This window comes from Planctomycetaceae bacterium, assembly GCA_039680605.1.
In the GTDB taxonomy this organism is placed as follows: Bacteria; Planctomycetota; Phycisphaerae; order SM23-33; family SM23-33; genus JAJFUU01.
Genome location: JBDKTA010000043.1, coordinates 13,644 through 31,612, shown reverse-complemented (window position 1 = coordinate 31,612; position 17,969 = coordinate 13,644). Strand labels below are relative to the sequence as shown.

Here is a 17,969-nt window from a genome sequence, read left to right as displayed (position 1 = left end):
ACTGCACCTGCTGATTTTCCAAAATGTACACCTTTATTGGACGGACTTGCAGAGCAAATGTTCCATAGAAGTCAGTTTTGACCAATGGCGCCACGAATCTTTTGAAAAGTTTCGCGAAGCCGCAAGCGCAATGGGAGCAAGTTACCCACTTGCGTTGTGTCCGCCCATTCGGCGGACGTAGGGGGAATGGGGACTGTGGCCGGCGTGCAGAGGCCAATTGTTGTATGGCGTCACAAACGCCCACTTCTGACGCGCCCATCCGAGTTTGGGGGGGTTGTTCTCGATGTACCAGATCGTCCGCCAAACATCGTCAGGAGAATCCTGGAACACGCTCCACCCTGGTCCGCCCCAGGTGGGATGACCGATCTTCCTGTGCCCTAGAGCCCCAAGTCGATCCCGCGTCGCCAGTTGAAATGCTCGGATCATTTCCTCCGCAGGGTCTCGATGCTTGCGAAGGAGCATATGCACATGGTCGTCCATGATGGCGCAAGCCCAGCATGTGTAGCGCCTGTCACGAATCGTTTCCGCAACGCTCTCAGCAACAACCGCTCTCGCCGCCGCGTCGAGCACGAGCAACTCGTGGCGCAGAAGCTGCACAGCTTGCGCATAGAACGCCTTGATGTCTCGCGACGCAGGTTGCACCGCCCGCCGCCCATGATGCAACTCGCCCAGTTCGCGCAACACGTCGCATCGAATCGTGCGCGACATGCTTCCGCGGGGGTCATTGGGCAACCAGTACCCGTAGACGGTCCAGATCAGATGATGGGCGATGACGATGGGGTATCCCATGAATTCGACGCTACCTCGCAACGGAAGAAACCGCAACTACGATTCCCGCCGCTTGCGGCGTCGCGCGTTTCTTCTGAGTTCTGAAGAGCGCGACGCCGCAAAGCGGGAGAGATTCACGCATGCGATTTTCAGGTCTTAGGCGCCGCTTGCGGCGCCGCCGCGGGGGCGCGGTTGTCCAGCATGCGGTACTCGCGTACGTATTTGCCGATGGCTCGCAGCGCCTGCTGCTCCTCGGGGTGGATGTCGCCCCAGGGACGCGGACCGACGTTGAGATAGAAGACGGAGTTTGTCGAGCGAGCTTTCGCCATCGCCTGAAGGATCGTCTCGGGGCTCTTGACGTTGTGGATGCCGGGGTTATACGCCCAGCCGCTGTTGAGGTTCCACCAGACGGCCTTGGGCATGGCGCCGATTTCGGTGGTGTTGAAGCCGGTGGTGTTCTCGCCGGGGAAGTCCAGCTCCCAGACCTGGTAGTCCTCACCCGGCTGAGGCGGGACGTGGCTGTTATTGCAGACCATGGCCTGCGGCTGCAGCGAGTGGATCAGGTCGTACGTGCCAGCCAGGTCCCACTTGCCGCGTGCGGCGAAGGCCTCGGCCCACTCGCCCTCGAACTTGGCGCGTGGCCAATAGCCGTCGAAGATCACGCCGTCGATCTTGCCGTAGTGGGTCAGCAGCTCGCGGAGATGTCCCTGGTAGTACGCCACGTACGCCGGCCAATCATTGCGATAGCTCGGCGCCGTCCAGTCCAGCAGCGAGTAGTAGAAGTGCAGTTTTAGGCCGCGGTCGTGCAGCGCCTGGGCCAGCTCGCCGATGATGTCGCGTTTGAAGACGCTGCGGGTGATGTTCCAGTCGGTAAGCTGCGTGTCCCACATGCAGAACCCGTCGTGGTGCTTGGTGGTGATCAACAGGCCGCGCAGGCCGCTCTCAACGAGCAGGTCCGCCCACTCCTCGGCGTTGAACCGCACAGGGTTGAACTGGCTCAGCCGCCGGCGGTAGACGTCCAGGGGGATTCGCTCGTTCCAGTACACCCATTCGCCACGGCCCTGGAGGGCGTACAGGCCCCAGTGTACCGAAAGGATGTACGGATTGGCCAGATAGGCGGCTGCGCCTTCGGGCGTAACCTGCAGCTTGGCTTTGGATGAGTTCTCAATCGTGTAATCAGCGGCCATGATGGTCTCCTGTAAGTGGCGACATGATAGCGTGCGCACGCTCGCGCGGCCAGAGCGGGGAAGAAACTTACCACAGAGACACAGAGGTCACTGAGGTGAAAAACAAGACGTGGTGAGTTTCTATTCGCCGGCGACGGTGACGATGACCCGGCGCGTGCGCGGGCCGTCGAACTCGCAGAAATAGATCGCCTGCCAGGTGCCCAGGATCATGCGACCGTCCGCGATCGGGATCGTGGCCGAGCAGCCCACCAGCGAACTCTTGACGTGGGCGGCGGAATTGCCTTCGCCGTGCTGATAGAAGTCCTGGCGCCAGGGGATGGCCTTGTCGAGGGCGGCCAGCATGTCATGCACGACGTCCGGGTCGGCGTTTTCGTTGATCGTCACGCCGGCGGTCGTGTGCGGTACGAAGACCAGCACCGAACCGCTTTTGACGCCTGAGTCCGCCACAACGCGCGCGACGCGGTCTGTGATGTCCAGCATGTGGTTGCGATCTGCCGTCTTAACATCGAACTGGGCTGTCTTCATGGGTTACCCTCGTGAAGGCTCCAGACCTGGGGCCTCGGGCGCCAGACTGCGCCGCGCCCAAGGTCTGAAGTCTGAGGTCCGAAGCCTATCCGTCCCTTGCAATCGCCGCTCGTTATGGTCATATTACCAGTCGAACTATAGCGCCCGCTTACGGGCCTGCAGGAAGGTACCGCACCATGGCTAAATACGCAATCGGACTGGATTACGGCACGAACTCGGTACGCGCTTTGGTGGTCAACGTGGCCAACGGCCGCGAGATGGCCAGCAGCGTCTGGGCCTATAAACACGGCAGCGCCGGAATCCTGCTCAGCGACGATCCAAATCTTGCCCGCCAGCATCCGGCCGACTACATCAAGGGCACCGAAACGGTCCTGGTGCGGGCGCTGGAGTCGGCGAAGAAGGCCCTCAAGGGCTTTGACCCCCACGACGTGATCGGCATCGGCGTCGACACCACCGGCAGCACTCCCCTGCCCGTCGACGGCGACGGCAAGCCGCTGGCGCTGAACTCGGCGTTTTCCAAAGATCTGGCGGCCATGGCCTGGCTGTGGAAGGACCACACCTCCGTCACCGAGGCCGAGGAGATCACCGCCTACGCCAAGCGCAACCGCCCGCGGTTCCTGGACAAGTGCGGCGGCACGTACAGCAGCGAGTGGTTCTTCAGCAAGGTGCTCAACTGTGCCCGCACGGCGCCGAAGGTGTACGAGGCCGCCTACGCCTGGGTCGAGTGCTGCGACTGGATTCCGGCGATGCTCACCGGCACCGAGCACCCCGACAAGCTCACCGTCGGCATCTGCGCCGCCGGGCACAAGGCGATGTACAACGACGAATGGGGCGGCTATCCCGACGTGCGGTTCCTGGCCGGACTGGACAAGCGCCTCGAGGGCCTGGCCTCGCGGCTGAAGGAAAAGGCTTACAGCATCGACCGCAGCGTCGGCGGCCTTACCCCCGAGTGGGCCAAGAAGACCGGTCTCAAAGCCGGCACGCCGGTGGCGGTGGGCGCCTTCGACGCGCACCTGGGCGCCGTCGGAGCGGGCATCAAGCCCGGAACGCTGGTCAAGATTATCGGCACCAGCACGTGCGACATCATGGTGCATCCGTCCAACAAGCCGCTGCGCGACATCCCGGGCCTGTGCGGGATCGTGCCCGGAAGCGTTTTGCCGGACTGCATCGGCCTCGAGGCCGGACAGTCTGCCGTGGGCGACATCTTCAACTGGTTCGTCGAGGTCATCGCCCCCAAGGGCGGAACGCACGAGGCGCTGACGAAAGAGACCGCCCGCCTGGCGCCAGGCCAGAGCGGCCTGCTGGCGCTGGACTGGAACAACGGAAACCGCACCGTGCTGTGCGACCAGCGCCTGACGGGCCTGATCCTGGGTCAGACGCTGCACACGCGCCCGGCGGAGATTTACCGCGCGTTGATCGAGTCGACGGCGTTCGGCGCCCTGACGATCATCGCGCGGCTGGAAGACAACGGCGTCAAGGTCGACGAAGTGATCGCCTGCGGCGGTATTGCCGAGAAGAACGAGACGGTCATGCAGATATACGCTGACGTGACGGGCCGGCCGATGAAGATCAGCCGCTCCTCGCAGACGTGCGCCCTGGGCGCGGCCATCGCCGGGGCGGTGGCGGCCGGCGCCGCCGGCGGCGGGCATGCCACCTTCACCGAAGCGCAGGCGGCCATGACGGGCATCAAGGCCAAGGTCTTCATGCCCGACGCACAGGCCAACGGCGTCTATCGCAAGTTGTACCGCATGTACAAGACGCTGCACGACGCGATGGGCACCACAAGCTGGAACGGCAACCTGCACAACATCATGAAGGACCTGCTGGCCATCCGCAGCGAAACCCGTGGACAGGTTTGAAGAAAATCCTAAATCCGAATATCGAAATCCGAAACAATAAACAAAAGACAAACAACAATAGGGACTGCGGCTGATTAGTTATTTCTTCCTTTGCGTCTTTGTTTATCGTTGTTTACTTCGAATTTCGGATTTCGAGTTTTCTGGAGCCCATGATGCATGACAAACTTCGCCAGGATGTGTGCCGTGCCAACCTCAAGCTGATGGACAGCGGGCTGGTGATCGAGACCTGGGGCAATGTCAGCGGGATCGACCGCGCGGCCGGCGTGGTGGCCATCAAGCCCTCGGGCGTGGCGTACGATCAGCTTTCGGCCGAGACGATGGTGCTGGTCTCGCTCGAAACCGGCAAAGTGGTCGCCGGCGATCTCAAACCCAGCAGCGACACGCCTACGCACCTGGAGCTCTACCGCGCCATGCCCTCGATCGGCGGCGTCGTGCATACGCACAGCATCTATGCCACGGCGTGGGCCCAGGCCCGACGCGAGATCCCGGCCTTGGGCACCACGCATGCGGATTACTTCTACGGACCGGTCCCCTGCACGCGCGTGATGAAGAACGAGGAGATCACCTCGGCCTATGAGCTCAACACCGGCAAGGTGATCGCCGAGCGGATGGCCGGGCTGGACCCGGCGCAACTGCCGGCGTGCCTGGTCGCCGGACACGGCCCCTTCGCCTGGGGCCCCGACGCCGACAAGGCCGTCCACAACGCGGTGATCCTAGAGCACCTGGCTCGCCTGGCCAGCGAGACGTTCCGCATCGCCGAGTTCCCCCTGCCCATCAGCCAGACCCTGCTGGACAAACATTTTTTGCGCAAGCATGGCCCGGGCGCATATTACGGGCAGAAGTGATTGTTGGCAGCCTCGAAGGGACGACAGCCACGACAGGGAGTTGAAGCCTATTTCAGTCTTGAAGGGTCCAGAAGCCTAGAACCATGATATATCGTCAATATGGTTATTGCATCGGCCTCGAGTCGGTACACGAGCCGAAAGTTTCCCAAGATGACTTCGCGTATCGCCGGGTCACCAGACTCAGGAACAATTCTTCCGCTCTGTGGAAATAACGCCAAACGGTCAATGGCCGCGAAGACGTCGTCGACGAATATTTCGGCGTAATGAGCCGAATCTGCTGCGATAAATGCTGCGGCTGAATCAAAATCCTCGGCGGCCTGAAGAGTCCACCTTATCTCTGCCATTTCTTCATCCGCTCTTTGACTTGCGAGTGAGCCAGCGTCCTGCCGTCCCGGGCTTGCTGAAGCCCTCTCTCGATCTTCGACAGGAACAGCAACCGCTCCATCGCATCTTCAATAGACGCATCGTCAGGGAGATCCCGGACGGCCTGCAGCATTTTCTCTTTTGCGGTCATACCTAAAGGCTATCACCCGCACGCAAGATGTTCAACTGTTTCGGCGATGATACGTCCATAACGCGGGAACCGGGAGCTAGGGAACCGGGAACCGGGAGGGCATGTCTGCGGCGACACCGGCTGCAGGCTGGACCGTCGGCACATTTAACCGTTTGAGCGTGGCCATGCGCACAATGAAGCCGACCGCAAAAGCGGCATGACTGAGAGCCGATAGGATCCAAGTTATTTTGGAAATGATAACATATATCCGGAGGCCCTCAGGGCCGTGGCGTGCAATCAGGTACTGACAAACCACCGCGCCGCCCACGGACGTCACCAGAAGCAACGCCATGCCGCAGAGCATCAGGATGAAAGACCAATGGTGTTGGCGTTTCATCCCAACGATGACGCCGACGATGATGGCCGCGTAAACCAGCCAGTGGAGCATCAGCGGAATGAAGTTTATCAGCATCGACAGCGAATCGGACATGGGCATGGCTCACCTTTCCTTTCCCCATTAGTCCCGGAAGCGTTGGGGTTGACCGGCATTATGCTTAAGCCACCCGCCCGTCTCAACACTCTTTTCTCCTCCACCTAACTTCTGCCTTTTCTCCATCCGCTCCCCGTCTTCTTTCATCCTCAGCGTCCTCAGCGACCTCAGCGGCTCAATTAATCCCCGCGTGACTGGCTGAATATCAGCGGCACCAGGTCGGCGGTCGAACCCGCGGCGGCGCGGAGGCAGTCCAGGTGGCTGCGGAAGGCGCCGGATTCGGCCAGGAGATGGCCGTCGCTGGCTAACGCGATCTTTACGTCTCGGGCGATGCACTCGGCGAAGAAGGCCGGGTCGGGGTCATTGGTGTGGTAGTTGATCTCGGCGGCTGTGCCCGTGGCGGCCAGGATGTCGGCCAATTCGCCGTAGCGATCCCTGGGCGTGGGGCTCTTGGAACGGCGGAAGTATCGCCACGGATGGGCCAGCACGTCGATGCCCGCTTCACAGAGGCGGCGGCAGTCGTTCATGAAGGTGCTGACAATCTCCGCAGCCGTGCGCCCCTGCTCGGGCACGGTCAGCCAGTGTACCGCGCCGACGAGCACCTGCGCCCAGTCGCGATCCTCGTCGAAAATCGTCAGATCGCCACTGCTGTCGAGTTCGACTTCAAAGCCCGCGCGCACGTAATCGCTGCGTCGCTGGTCCATCATGCGGCGGTAGTCGCCCATGCGGTTCTGCAAAGGCGACCGCCACAGGGCCGGTTCGTAGATGTGCCGCCCCTGCCAGAAGTCGTCTCTGAGCATGTAAAGCTGCGGCGCGTGCTCGGCGAAGGTCACGCCTGAAAGGCCGAACTGGCGGCTGCGGACAATCACCTCATCCGCCGAGATATTCTTGCCGCAGTAGGCAAACTCGGTGTGGGCGTGCATGTCGACCACCGGCGGGTCGCCGCTCGACAGTTGCATCGGAATGGTTTCGATCGTCACCTCGCGACCGCGGATGGTCGCGACGGCAAAGGCGTGAGGCGGCTGATACATTCCCGTGGCGGTGAGGCACAACACGCCCCCCTGCCGGCGCGGCGGCAGGCCCACGTGCGCATGGCCGCTGACAGCCAGCAGCACGCCGGCGCGATCGTACGCGGCCATCACCTCGTCGCGATTGAGCAGCGTGTACATCTCGCCCGAGTCCGGGTGCAGGGGATAGTGCTGGAGCGTGATGAGCGGCCGTGCGTCCGACGCCAGGCGCTCCAGCAGCGCAAGGTCTTCGCCGCGGCGAACTCGCTGCGGCGACTGATCATCACAGAATGCGGCGATGCGGCAGTGACCGATCTCGACGACGCCGGGCCAGCGGCCGAACACCGCCTCGGCGTCGGCGATGGGCCCGTCATGATTGCCTGGGACGGCGATAACGCTCACGCCCGGAGCCGCCGCATCGAGGGCGTCACGCACGTCCTGCAGGGCCTGCCGCGCGACGGGGCTGGACTCGCTCTGGAAGGTCATCGCGCCGGGCATGTCGGCCATATCGCCGGTCAGGAGGATGGCGTCGATAGCGCCGCGGGCACGCGCGCACGCGACGGCGCGGGCGATCATCTCGCACCCCTGGTACCGCACGGCCTGGTCGGCCGGGCGCGTAAACGGGTCGTCCCCGCGGGCATAGTGCAGGTCGCCCAGGATCAGCAGTCGCAGCGTGTCACTCATAGAATCGCCGATTCTACGCGCTGATGGAACAGAAGCAAGGCAAGCGTTCGGAGTGTTAGCGGCGCAGCTTGCTCCGCGCGTTCTCGCGAACCGGAAAACCGCGTCGAGCAAGTCGAAGATCCCCCGTGGCGGGCTGGACCGCTAAGATCCAAGAAACGCGTGAATTCGGGGTGCAAATCGGTATGATGTCGGCGGTAATATTCTGGAGAGAGGCGATGAAGGTCTGGCTCAACGGAACGTTGGTGGACGAGGCGCAGGCGACGGTCAGCGTCCTCGATCATGGTTTGCTCTACGGCGACGGCGTGTTCGAGGGCATCCGCGTCTATGGCGGCAGGATTTTCCAGTGCGACGCGCACATCGACCGCCTGTTCGCCTCGGCCAAATTCATTCGCCTGCCGATCCCATTCACGCGCCAGGAACTCGTCGACGGCATGTATGCGGCGCTCAATGCCAACGGGCGCACCGACGCTTACATCCGCCTGGTGGTGACGCGCGGGCCGGGCAACCTGGGCCTGAGCCCCTTCAAGTGCAGCCAGCCCAACACGATCATCATCGCCGACACCATCGCCCTGTATCCGCAGGAAATGTACCGCGACGGGATGGAAGTCATCATCGCCAAAACCGTCCGCACCAGCCCGCGCATGGTGCCCCCACGCGCCAAGACGCTCAACTACCTCAACAACATCCTGGCCAAGATCGAGGCCATCGACGCCGGCACGGCCGAGGCCATCATGCTCAACGAGCACGGCGAAGTGGCCGAATGCACCGGCGACAACATCTTCATCATCGAAAAGGGCCGCCTCGTCACCCCGCCCGACGAGGCGGGCATCCTCTGCGGCATCACGCGCGGAGTCGTCCTCGACATAGCCCAGGGCATGGGCATCCCCGTCGCCAAGGAATCTATCCTGCCGGCGAGGCTCTATGCGGCCGACGAATGCTTCCTGACCGGTTCGGCCGCCGAGATCATCCCGGTGACCAAGATCGACGCGCACCTGATCGGCGCCGGCAAAGTCGGCGCCATGACGATGAAGCTGCATGAAGCCTTCCATGCGATGATCAAATCGCATTAGAAGCGTTTTGCCACAGAGATCACAAAGAACACAAAAAGAAACAAAGAATATGATTCTGTTTCATTCTCTGTGATCTTTGTGACCTTTGTGGCAAGTCTTCTTCCCCGGGGCTTTGAACTGCTTCAATAGCTGATGGCGTACAGGAAGATGTTCATCGCCAGCTTCTTGCCGCTCTCGTCGTCGTAGCCGCGGCAACTGTAGGGCTTGTCGCCTTCGAGGGCGCAGGACCAGTCGTACTTGCTGTAGATGATGACGGGGCGGCCCTCGACTCGCACCAGTTCCAGCGGCGGCAGCATCGTGCCGCGGGTTTTGAGTTCGTCGGCCAACAGCTTGCGGTACTTCAGCTCGCCCAGCTTGACGCCGATGCGCCCGTCAACGATAGGATGGTCCGCCGCGATGGGCTCAAGCCTGGACTGCGGAAAGAGCTTGCCCGCCAGCTTGCGGAAGCTCTCATCAAAGGCGGGCTGGCCGCAACAGGCGTCGGCGATCAGCACGCCCCCGCGCGTCAGGTACAGTCGCAGGTTCTCGATCTGGGCCTCGGGCAGTTCGAATGAGAAATGCCCGGTCATGAAAATCACGGGGTATTCGAACAGCTTGGGGTCGTCGGCCTTGAAAACGCGCCCCTCGGTGACGACGTCGACCTTGGCCTGGTCTCGCAGGGCGGTTGTCAGATGCACGAGGGAGTTAGCGTCGGCATTGTGCTCACCATTGTGGAACAGCCGGGCGATCCGCACCGCCCCGCGGGGAATCTCGAAGGGCTTGTCCTTCTTGGCCGCGGCGGCGACATCGACCTCGTCGAGCTTATCGGCCAGCGTCTCGCGCCCGGTGGCGTACGCGGCGATATTCGTGCCCAGGTGGAACGCCCGCGGGCTGTACTCCTCAATGCTCTGCATCTCCCACAGGCAGCTCAGGGCGTTGGGCGAATAGAACACGCCGGTGCGACAGCCGACGTCGACGCCCTCCAAGCCGTACATGTCCTTGTCTTTGATCGCGAAGTAGCTGCGAAACACCGGGTGCCCTGCCGGCAGGGGCTTGAGCGGGTACTCCCTGAAGACCTCGGCGCGAAACTCGCGGAAGCCCTTGTCGAACGCCTTGGAACCGCAGCAGGCCTCGAACAGCAGCGTTCCGCCGTTTTCGACATATTGGCGCAGCAGCTTCTTCTGCGCATCAGTGAACTTGGGAAACTCATGGCCGGTGATCACCGTGATCGGGCTGACCAGCAGTTCCTTCAGCGACATGTCTAACGACGCCGTCTGCCACGTGACAGCCTTGCCCAGCCTGTCGCCGATGAAGCCCGTCAAATTCTCCAGGTCGTGAATGTTGCGATTCCACTGGCCGTCCCACTTGAGCTTCTGAAACAACACCGGACGGTTGCCCTTGGCCAGGAACAGCACGGCGAAGGCCGTATCATACGTCTGGCCCCAGCTTCCCTTCTTCTGATGCGCAACCAGCCAGGCGGCGCCCTCGCGATACCAGTCATGCGTGCCGATGTTGCGCAGGCCCGAGATCATGCCCACGCGCTCCATGCCGTACATGTAGTACAGGTGCCATCCGTCGCCACGCTTGGGATTGGCCGACACCGAGAAATTCTGCTGCATCCACCGCAGCCCCGCGGCAATGGCCTGGTTCTGCTGGTAGCGCCCGCAGTCCGGGTACGCGCCGTTGACGAACGCCTTGGGCCCGCCGACGTTGAGCCGCTGTCCGCAGATGAACATGCTGGCCAGCCCGGCGGCCGTCATCGACCCGTACCCTCCCTCACGAGCCTGGTAGCCCCATCCGCCGTCGTTGGACTGGGCGGCTGTCCAGTGGCGGGTGGCCTTCTGCCAGACCTGTTGCGGCACGACGATGCCCGCCTTGGCGGCCTCGTGAAGACCCAGCAGGGCGAACTGCGTGTTGGAATTATCGCCGCGCCCCTGATGGGTGTACGACCACATGCCCGTGTTCACCTGGGCGGCGATGAGCCACTGCGCCGCCGCCCGCAGGGGCGGCTTGTACTTCTCCAGCCCGGAGGCGGCAAAGCACTGCGCCTTGAGCGAAACCACATACGTGCGATCGTTGCCGCTGGCCGCCAGATCGTCCAGCGCGTCGGCCACCACCGGATCGTTGGCTGGCACGCCGGCGTTGAGCAGGGCCAGCACGCACAGCGCCGTGATGCCGCCATCCACCGCCCCGCCGCGCCGCCCTCGCGCGCCTCTGGGGCGCCCCGCCGCCAGCGTCTGCTTGAGCTCGGCCACCCCCGCCGCCACCGCCTGACGAACGTCATCGCTGGAGACGCCGGCCCGCACCGATGCTGTCGGCCACGCCAGCAGCGCCGCCAGCAGAACCGCCGCGATACAGTCCATCCGGTTCATGAGCATCGTTCCATGTCTCCCCAAGGGAGCATCCGCATTCAATCATAACGCAAGGGGGTGCTTCTGCATTGCGAAAAGCTGCGTCATGATCGCGGACAGGATCGCATCAGACTTGTTCTGGCTGCTCACATTTCTTCCTCTCACAAAGAGTACCACGTTCGCCTGCGGCTCCATGAGTGCAGCAGCCTTAGCTGCCGCTTTTAGAGTTTTTGGCAGACGAACAGCTTCCAAAGCGGCAGCTAAGGCTGCCGCACTCCATATTCATCTCTTCCGCTGATAGGCCAGCAGGCGCCGGCGCACCCAGTCGCCCAGGGCCATGGTGGCGATGGTCGCCGCGCCGGTGGTCATGAGCGCCACTCCGATCGCCAGGCCCACTGCATCGAGCTGCGCCGCCAGCGCCACGCCAAGCACCATCGAGTAGAGCGAGGCGATGCTGCCCGAGGCCATCCGCAGCGGCGAGGCCCGGTACAGGGGGCGGTAGACGCACGCCAGTTGCACCAGCAGCGCCGCAATGCATGACAGCGACCACGGCAGCGGGATCACGTCGCCGAAGACGATCGCCACCGGCGCCGCGACGGACAATGTCAGAAAGCTGCCGAAGAACGCCACCACCGCCGACTGCCGCGCCAAAAACAGGCACGCGCTCATCAGCGGCGTCGGCGGGTACGGCGCTAAGGTCTGCTGATGTTCTTGCTGTACGCCCATGCCCAACCCTGCCTCGACCAGTCCCACGACGCCACGGTCATGGTCGTATCCGTCACGCGTACGGCCGCAAAGCTGTGGGTTCGGTGCCTCGGCGAGCCGACATTGTACACGTCGAGCCCGCGCCAGACGTAATGCTCGCTGCCGTGATAGTGCCCGTGAAAGACGCCAATGACGTTATAGCCTGCAACCGCCGCGGCGAAGCAATCCTTGTCCGATTGCTTCCACCATTCCTCGCCGGAGTACGGTCCGGACAGGCCGTAGTGAAAATAGATAATGACGGGCCGCGCCGCGCCGACGGCCGCCAGCTCGGCGGCCAGCCAGCGGCAACTCTCGGCAGTGGGGTTGCGGTCGAGGCAGATCATTCGCACGCCGCTGCAGTCCCAGGCATAGATCAGGCTGCCATGCCGCTGGGCAATGCCCTGCAGCACCGGCCAGTAGAACACCGTATAGCGGTCGTGGTTGCCGCTGCAGAGATAGACGGGATATTTCAGCAGGCCCTCGGCGCCGGTGCGGCCGTAGTCGCGCACGAAGGCGTTCCACTGCCACGGCGCGCCGTTGTCGGTCATGTCGCCGAGCATCAGGACCGCCCGCGGCGGAGCGACCTTGCCTGCCCCGCCCGGCCAGGCGCGCCCGCTCAGGGTGTTCATCGCGTCGATCTGCCGCTGATTGAGCTGGTCGATGCTGAGCGACCCGTTGGGCATCGAGGCCCCATAATGCGCATCGGCCGCGACAAAGAGCGTCACGTCGCGCGGTCCGGCGGGCGGCGGCGACGGGGGCGACCCCGATGCCGGCAGCATGCGCGCGGCACAGCCGGGGACGCCGTAAATCGCCACGGCGACGACGGCAGCGATTAAACCAACGCTGATCCAGATGCCTGGACGAATCCTCATGACCGCATTATGTCAGAGGGCTTCGTCCCGCCGCAAGCCGCCAGTCACGAGGCGTACTTGACCGAGCAGCCATAGGGCTTGGTTTGCGGTTGGCTGACGGCTTTGCCCGCCAGCAGTTCGTCCAGCGCCTGCTGCACGTAGTTGACGGTGGGTTTGCCTTCAGTGGTCTTCTTGCCGCTGGGGTCGTCGTCGATGGCGCCGTTGTAGACGAGCTTGCCTTCTTTATCGAGGATGAACAGGTGCGGGGTGGCCTTGGCGCCGAACATCTTGCCGACCTTGCCGGCAGAGTCGTCCAAGACCGGATAGGGCAGCTCGTGCTGGTCATGGAAGGCCTTGTTCTTTTCCGGCGTGAACGTGTGGGTCGTGTTGACGGCCAGCCAGACCACGTCCTTGTCCTTGTACTTTTCGGCGAGTTTTTTCATCGTGGCGGCTTTGTAATGCCTCACGACGGTCGGGCACTCGGGATTCACCCATTCGAGCACGACAATCTTGCCGGCGAAGTCCTTCAGGCTCACGTCAGCGCCGGTTTGATCCTTGAGCGTGAAAGCGTACTTGGGGGCCGATTCGTTCTCCGCCAGTGCCCAATGGCCCGCCAGCGCCACCAGTGCCAGACCCGTTACGATGCGTCTCATGTTGCTCTCCTTTATGTCTTATTCATAGCCGCCATCAGCGGCACGTCCAGTCTAATGCCATGCTGCCGCCCGTCATCGCCGGGATAGACCACCACGACTTCCATCTTGGCCGGCGGGGCGGCTTTGCCGGGGGTCTTCGCGTTGAATGTGATCCGGGCTCCGTCGCTGGGGTCAGGCTTGATGACCGCCTTTTCGATCACGACGTTTCCCGGAGCGTCAATAACCACCGCGGCGCCGGCGGGAAGCTTCAGGCCCGACAAGCGGATGGTGACAGATCCGCTGCCGGCCGGCGGCACGATTCCCCCTTCGACCCGCACCGTCAGCCCCGCCTGGGCAGCCGTCACGGGCAGCGTCTTGTCCCAATGTCCAAATATCGTCTGCGCGTCCCGGTCCGGGACCTGCCGGTCGGCGGTCTTCAGCGACGACCGCAGCGACGCCTGCCCCAAAACACACTGCTCGCTGTTGCAGGCCGACCACGATACTTCCGCCTGCGCGGCGACAGGCCCGGCCGCCAACGCGGTCGGGGCCTGGACCTCCACGCTCAGCAGCACCTGGCGCTCGTAACCAAAGTTAACGATGTTGCCGGGCAGTTCCATCCGCAACGGCGCCGGCCACCGCAGCGGCGAGACGGTGAAGCCCTCGGGCAGGGTGAATTTGATTTCCGTAGCAGCGCCCGAGTCGCCGGGGTTCTTCCAGTAGACGTGCCACGCCGGTTTTATCGTCAGCAGGACGCCCAACCGGAACGTGCTGCCGGCGGCGATGGCGGTCGAGTCGCACAACAGTTCAGCCTGTACCGTCTCCCCGGCCGCTCCGGCGCCTGGCCAAGCCGGCGCGGCGGGCGGCTCAGCCGCCGCTGCCGCCAGAGCGGATAGCATTGAGAATGTCCACGCCGGCATTGATTTCATGCATTGGGCCTTTGAAGGTCAAACCATTCTATACATTGGGAGGCGGTTTGACTTCGCCGGGTCTCTGCGGTACCGTATAAATACAGGAGCGAGGGGATTTGCCATGAGCGTCTTGGGACTAACCCGTTACGGTCTGCGCACCGTGATCATCTTGATGATGATCACGGCCGGCGTCGTGCTGTTGATTGCCGCCGCCGCGGCGGCCTGGGGAACGCCCCTGTGGCTGCTGGCGGTCATACCTGGGGCGTTCTTCGTCTGGGTGCTGGTGTTCTTTCGCGACCCCGAGCGCCAGCCGCCCGAGGGCGAGGGTCTGTTCGTCTCGCCGGCGGACGGACGGGTGGCGGACATCACGCTGATCGGCCCAGACAGCCCGCTGGGCTGCCGCGGCGTGAAGATCGGCATCTTCATGAATGTGGTGAACGTACACGTCAATCGCGCCCCGCTGAGCGGCCGCGTCGAACGCGTCGAGCATCACGCCGGATCGTTCATGGACGTGCGTCGCCCCGCCGCCTTCGAACGCAACGAATCCACCAGCATTTTCATCACGCACCTGTGCCAGGATGAAGAGTACCCGGTGGTGGTTCGCCAGGTGGCCGGGCTGCTGGCGCGGCGAATCGTGACCGACCTGGAGGTCGGGCAGATGCTCCTGCGCGGACAGCGCATCGGCATGATCAAGTTCGGCTCGCGACTGGAGCTGATGGTGCCCGACACTCTGGTAGGTGAAATGTGCGTCAAGGTCGGCGCGCGCGTCTTTGCCGGACGGACGGCGCTGCTCAAAGCCGCCTGGGCCATGCGCGCAGCGCCCCCGGGAGAACCGCGATGACAGACCTGCCTCCGCCCGATGCCGCCGACTCGACGCAACCACCGCGCCGCCGCCTGCTCGAACGATTCCACCGCCGACGCAACCCGCGGCGGAGGCTCCTGCGACGCACCGCCGTGCTTCCGGCGATGTTCACCCTGGGCAACGGCCTCTTCGGACTGGCGTCGATTCATTTCGCCACCAAGGACGCCCTGGGCTCGGCCACGCTGGAGAACCTGGCGCTGGCGGCCTGGATGATTGCCTTTGCGATGATCTGCGACATGCTCGACGGGCGCGTGGCGCGCATGACGCGCCAGACCAGCGACTTCGGCGGCCAGCTCGACAGCCTCTCGGACGTGCTGAGCTTCGGCGCGGCCCCGGCGATACTGATGCTGCGCACCAGCGTGATGGCGCTGCGGCAGTCCGACGTGTCCTGGGCGGGTCCGGGTATCGAGCGCGTGATCTGGGCCATCGCCGCGATCTATCTCTCATGCACCGCTTTGAGACTGGCGCGGTTCAATGTCGAGAACCAGCCCGACGAGTCGGCCCACATGAAGTTCCGAGGCCTGCCCTCTCCCGGGGCCGCGGCTCCCATTGTCGCCATGACGCTGCTGCTGCACCAGTTGGCCAGCGACCCCGCCCTGCCCATGGCGACCGCTGCGGCGCCGGCGACAGCGCCGGCCGCCGATCCGTTCTTTCTGGGCATCGCCGCGGCCTTCATGCCCGTCATGACGCTGGTCCTGGGACTGCTGATGGTCTCGCGGTTCCAGTACAGCCACGTGATCAACCAGACCTTCCGCGGCCGCCGCCCCGTGACCTATCTGGTCAAGCTGCTGGTCGTGCTGCTGCTGGCGCTGTGGCAACCCTTCGTCGCCATGGCCCTGCTGTCACTGGCGTTCTCACTCTCAGGCCCAATCGGCGGCGCCTGGCGGAGACTTCGAGCCAAGAAGGACGCTGAGCCGCCGGCGGCCTAGCGACTCACCACGTCACGTCTTCGAGTTGCAGTTCGATGCTGGTGTTGCCGTTGAAGGTGTTCAGGGACGGGCGGGCGGCGACGTCGATCGTATTCACTGCCGCCATCTCGTCGCACAGGTCGCCCATGTTGAAGCCCACCGCGCGCATCCGAACGTCGCCCTGGGCGAGCATCAGGCCCACCGTCTGGCCGCTCTTGCCCATGCGCTTGGGCGGCACGAGGACCCGGCAGCCGCGAACGGCCACCAGCGGCGCGGGATTGCCCTGGCCGAACGGCGCCAGACGCGCCAGGTGATCGACGGCCATGTAGTTCAACGACGAGAGCGAAACCTCCGCGTCGATCTGCAACGCGGAGGTCATCTGGCGGTCGCTGACGGCCGTGGCGGCGTAGGTGGACATCGCCTCGACAAAGGCGGGCACGTTGGCCTCTTCGATGCGCAGGCCTCCGGCCATCGCGTGGCCGCCGAAGCTGATCAGGTGAGCGCCGCATGCCGACAGCGCGTCGGCCATGTGGAACCCGGGGATGCTCCTCGCGGAGCCCTGGCCGCCGCTGCCGTTGAGCGAGATCAGCACCGCCGGACGGTGGAACTGGTCGACCAGGCGGCTGGCGACGATCCCGATCACCCCGCCGTGCCAGGCGGGGCTGGCCAGCACGATCACGCGGTTGGCGTCTCCATCGAGTCCGCGGGCGCGGACCATCTCGACGGCCTCGGCGGCGATCTGGCGCTCGACGGTCTGGCGCTCGGTGTTCTTCTGCGAAAGATCTTTGGCGATGGCGCGGCATCGCGTCTCGTCCTCGCCGGTGAGCATTTCCACCGCGTCGCGGGCGTGCCCCATGCGCCCGCACGCGTTGAGCCGCGGGGCCAGCTTGAATCCCACGTCGTACGCCCCGAGGCTCTGCCCGGTCAGGCTGGCCGACTCGATCAGCGCCCGCAGGCCCGCCTGCTTGCTCGCCGGAAGCCCCCGCAGGCCAAACGTCGCCAAAGCCCGGTTCTCCCCCACCAGTGGCACCACGTCGGCAATCGTGCCCAGCGCGGCCAGGCACGTGGCGTTGAGCAGGAACTCTTTGAGTGTCTCGTTGACCTTGACGGCCCCGCAGTGCGCCCGTGCAACCTGCCAGGCCACCTTGAACGCCACGCCCGCGCCGGACAAATCCGGGTTGGGATACGCCGGCGTGCCCAGCGCCGGATGCACGATCGCGCAGGCGTGCGGCAACTGCGGACCGGGAATGTGATGGTCCGTCACGATCACGTCCACGCCGGCGGCCGCCGCTTCCGTCAGCGGCTCGAGGGCGCTGATCCCGCAGTCGACCGTGATAACAAGCTTGGCCCCGCCGGCGACGATCTTGCGCATGGCCTCGACGTTGACGCCGTAGCCTTCCTCAAGCCGGTGCGGCACGTAGTAATCCGCCCGGCCGCCGATCATCACGATGCACGCGTGCAGAATCGCCGTGGCCGTCATGCCGTCGACGTCATAGTCGCCGTAGATAACGATGGGCTCTTTGTTGCGGACCGCCGCGACGATGCGCTCCGCCGCCGCCTCTGCCCCTGCCAGCATCGCCGGGTCGTGCAGGTCGGTGAGCTTGGGATTGAGAAAGGCCCTGCCCGCCGCCTCGTTGACCACCCCGCGATTATGAAGGATCTGGGCCACCAGCGGCGCCGTCCCTAACTGCCGCGCCATATCGGCCGCGCCGTCAAACGGCGCAGCGACATCCCACCGCCACTGCCCGCGCCTCCATGATCGAAATCCGGCCATCAGTCCCTTTCTTGCCACCCGCTCCGACTACG

Annotated in this window: 18 protein-coding genes; 5 read left to right on the top strand and 13 right to left on the bottom strand. The window is 64.0% G+C overall.

Annotated features, from left to right (window positions below; translation table 11 throughout):
* Nucleotides 1–141: 141 nt before the first annotated feature.
* The 3 genes from ABFD92_12425 to ABFD92_12415 form a co-directional block, all read right to left on the bottom strand.
* Nucleotides 142–789 (bottom strand): hypothetical protein, encoded by a 648-nt coding sequence (locus ABFD92_12425; protein ID MEN6505342.1) that lies wholly within the window; start codon nt 787–789, stop codon nt 142–144.
* A gap of 128 nt (nt 790–917) precedes the next feature.
* Complete coding sequence (locus tag ABFD92_12420; GenBank protein MEN6505341.1) at nt 918–1,955, bottom strand: alpha-L-fucosidase; 1,038 nt, start codon at nt 1,953–1,955, stop codon at nt 918–920.
* Nucleotides 1,956–2,075: 120 nt separating this feature from the next.
* Nucleotides 2,076–2,480, bottom strand: coding sequence for a secondary thiamine-phosphate synthase enzyme YjbQ (locus tag ABFD92_12415; GenBank protein MEN6505340.1), 405 nt, complete (start codon nt 2,478–2,480; stop codon nt 2,076–2,078).
* Nucleotides 2,481–2,656: 176 nt separating this feature from the next.
* On the opposite strand from ABFD92_12415, the gene ABFD92_12410 reads away from it, so the two are divergent.
* Nucleotides 2,657–4,339 carry a ribulokinase gene (locus tag ABFD92_12410; protein ID MEN6505339.1) on the top strand — a complete coding sequence of 561 codons (1,683 nt, stop codon included), beginning with the start codon at nt 2,657–2,659 and terminating at the stop codon, nt 4,337–4,339.
* Between the two features lie 152 nt (nt 4,340–4,491).
* Nucleotides 4,492–5,184, top strand: a complete 693-nt coding sequence (gene araD, locus ABFD92_12405; GenBank protein ID MEN6505338.1) for an L-ribulose-5-phosphate 4-epimerase AraD — start codon at nt 4,492–4,494, stop codon at nt 5,182–5,184.
* A gap of 47 nt (nt 5,185–5,231) precedes the next feature.
* On the opposite strand, the gene ABFD92_12400 is transcribed toward araD, so the two are convergent.
* The 4 genes from ABFD92_12400 to ABFD92_12385 form a co-directional block, all read right to left on the bottom strand.
* Nucleotides 5,232–5,528 carry a type II toxin-antitoxin system RelE/ParE family toxin gene (locus tag ABFD92_12400; GenBank protein MEN6505337.1) on the bottom strand — a complete coding sequence of 99 codons (297 nt, stop codon included), beginning with the start codon at nt 5,526–5,528 and terminating at the stop codon, nt 5,232–5,234.
* Complete coding sequence (locus tag ABFD92_12395) at nt 5,516–5,698, bottom strand: hypothetical protein (GenBank protein ID MEN6505336.1); 183 nt, start codon at nt 5,696–5,698, stop codon at nt 5,516–5,518. Before ABFD92_12395 ends, ABFD92_12400 begins: the two co-directional genes overlap by 13 nt.
* Before the next feature lie 76 nt (nt 5,699–5,774).
* Nucleotides 5,775–6,173 (bottom strand): hypothetical protein, encoded by a 399-nt coding sequence (locus ABFD92_12390; GenBank protein MEN6505335.1) that lies wholly within the window; start codon nt 6,171–6,173, stop codon nt 5,775–5,777.
* 173 nt (nt 6,174–6,346) lie between these two features.
* A complete protein-coding gene (locus ABFD92_12385) occupies nt 6,347–7,858 on the bottom strand; it encodes a metallophosphoesterase (GenBank protein MEN6505334.1) in 1,512 nt (503 codons plus the stop codon).
* A gap of 215 nt (nt 7,859–8,073) precedes the next feature.
* On the opposite strand from ABFD92_12385, the gene ilvE reads away from it, so the two are divergent.
* Nucleotides 8,074–8,928, top strand: coding sequence for a branched-chain-amino-acid transaminase (ilvE, locus tag ABFD92_12380; GenBank protein ID MEN6505333.1), 855 nt, complete (start codon nt 8,074–8,076; stop codon nt 8,926–8,928).
* Nucleotides 8,929–9,050: 122 nt separating this feature from the next.
* On the opposite strand, the gene ABFD92_12375 is transcribed toward ilvE, so the two are convergent.
* The 5 genes from ABFD92_12375 to ABFD92_12355 form a co-directional block, all read right to left on the bottom strand.
* Nucleotides 9,051–11,279, bottom strand: coding sequence for a DUF4159 domain-containing protein (locus ABFD92_12375; protein MEN6505332.1), 2,229 nt, complete (start codon nt 11,277–11,279; stop codon nt 9,051–9,053).
* 261 nt (nt 11,280–11,540) lie between these two features.
* Nucleotides 11,541–11,984, bottom strand: coding sequence for a hypothetical protein (locus ABFD92_12370; protein MEN6505331.1), 444 nt, complete (start codon nt 11,982–11,984; stop codon nt 11,541–11,543).
* Nucleotides 11,951–12,874, bottom strand: a complete 924-nt coding sequence (locus ABFD92_12365) for a metallophosphoesterase (GenBank protein ID MEN6505330.1) — start codon at nt 12,872–12,874, stop codon at nt 11,951–11,953. Before ABFD92_12365 ends, ABFD92_12370 begins: the two co-directional genes overlap by 34 nt.
* A 44-nt stretch (nt 12,875–12,918) precedes the next feature.
* A complete protein-coding gene (locus tag ABFD92_12360; GenBank protein ID MEN6505329.1) occupies nt 12,919–13,506 on the bottom strand; it encodes a thioredoxin family protein in 588 nt (195 codons plus the stop codon).
* 11 nt (nt 13,507–13,517) lie between these two features.
* Nucleotides 13,518–14,381 (bottom strand): protein-disulfide reductase DsbD domain-containing protein, encoded by an 864-nt coding sequence (locus ABFD92_12355; GenBank protein ID MEN6505328.1) that lies wholly within the window; start codon nt 14,379–14,381, stop codon nt 13,518–13,520.
* Between the two features lie 133 nt (nt 14,382–14,514).
* Between ABFD92_12355 and ABFD92_12350 the strand changes: the two genes are divergently transcribed.
* Both ABFD92_12350 and ABFD92_12345 read left to right on the top strand, forming a co-directional pair.
* Complete coding sequence (locus tag ABFD92_12350) at nt 14,515–15,234, top strand: phosphatidylserine decarboxylase (protein ID MEN6505327.1); 720 nt, start codon at nt 14,515–14,517, stop codon at nt 15,232–15,234.
* Nucleotides 15,231–16,184, top strand: a complete 954-nt coding sequence (locus ABFD92_12345) for a CDP-alcohol phosphatidyltransferase family protein (protein MEN6505326.1) — start codon at nt 15,231–15,233, stop codon at nt 16,182–16,184. Before ABFD92_12350 ends, ABFD92_12345 begins: the two co-directional genes overlap by 4 nt.
* Nucleotides 16,185–16,188: 4 nt before the next feature.
* Here ABFD92_12345 and recJ read toward each other — a convergent pair whose 3' ends face one another.
* Nucleotides 16,189–17,937, bottom strand: coding sequence for a single-stranded-DNA-specific exonuclease RecJ (gene recJ / locus ABFD92_12340; GenBank protein ID MEN6505325.1), 1,749 nt, complete (start codon nt 17,935–17,937; stop codon nt 16,189–16,191).
* Nucleotides 17,938–17,969 lie beyond the last annotated feature (32 nt).

Bases quoted from the DNA above. Each gene is read 5' to 3' on its own strand.
- ABFD92_12425 (MEN6505342.1), bottom strand. From the start codon at position 789: ATGGGATACCCCATCGTCATCGCCCATCATCTGATCTGGACCGTCTAC.
- ABFD92_12420 (MEN6505341.1), bottom strand. From the start codon at position 1,955: ATGGCCGCTGATTACACGATTGAGAACTCATCCAAAGCCAAGCTGCAG.
- ABFD92_12415 (MEN6505340.1), bottom strand. From the start codon at position 2,480: ATGAAGACAGCCCAGTTCGATGTTAAGACGGCAGATCGCAACCACATG.
- ABFD92_12410 (MEN6505339.1), top strand. From the start codon at position 2,657: ATGGCTAAATACGCAATCGGACTGGATTACGGCACGAACTCGGTACGC.
- araD (MEN6505338.1), top strand. From the start codon at position 4,492: ATGCATGACAAACTTCGCCAGGATGTGTGCCGTGCCAACCTCAAGCTG.
- ABFD92_12400 (MEN6505337.1), bottom strand. From the start codon at position 5,528: ATGGCAGAGATAAGGTGGACTCTTCAGGCCGCCGAGGATTTTGATTCA.
- ABFD92_12395 (MEN6505336.1), bottom strand. From the start codon at position 5,698: ATGACCGCAAAAGAGAAAATGCTGCAGGCCGTCCGGGATCTCCCTGAC.
- ABFD92_12390 (MEN6505335.1), bottom strand. From the start codon at position 6,173: ATGCCCATGTCCGATTCGCTGTCGATGCTGATAAACTTCATTCCGCTG.
- ABFD92_12385 (MEN6505334.1), bottom strand. From the start codon at position 7,858: ATGAGTGACACGCTGCGACTGCTGATCCTGGGCGACCTGCACTATGCC.
- ilvE (MEN6505333.1), top strand. From the start codon at position 8,074: ATGAAGGTCTGGCTCAACGGAACGTTGGTGGACGAGGCGCAGGCGACG.
- ABFD92_12375 (MEN6505332.1), bottom strand. From the start codon at position 11,279: ATGAACCGGATGGACTGTATCGCGGCGGTTCTGCTGGCGGCGCTGCTG.
- ABFD92_12370 (MEN6505331.1), bottom strand. From the start codon at position 11,984: ATGGGCGTACAGCAAGAACATCAGCAGACCTTAGCGCCGTACCCGCCG.
- ABFD92_12365 (MEN6505330.1), bottom strand. From the start codon at position 12,874: ATGAGGATTCGTCCAGGCATCTGGATCAGCGTTGGTTTAATCGCTGCC.
- ABFD92_12360 (MEN6505329.1), bottom strand. From the start codon at position 13,506: ATGAGACGCATCGTAACGGGTCTGGCACTGGTGGCGCTGGCGGGCCAT.
- ABFD92_12355 (MEN6505328.1), bottom strand. From the start codon at position 14,381: ATGCTATCCGCTCTGGCGGCAGCGGCGGCTGAGCCGCCCGCCGCGCCG.
- ABFD92_12350 (MEN6505327.1), top strand. From the start codon at position 14,515: ATGAGCGTCTTGGGACTAACCCGTTACGGTCTGCGCACCGTGATCATC.
- ABFD92_12345 (MEN6505326.1), top strand. From the start codon at position 15,231: ATGACAGACCTGCCTCCGCCCGATGCCGCCGACTCGACGCAACCACCG.
- recJ (MEN6505325.1), bottom strand. From the start codon at position 17,937: ATGGCCGGATTTCGATCATGGAGGCGCGGGCAGTGGCGGTGGGATGTC.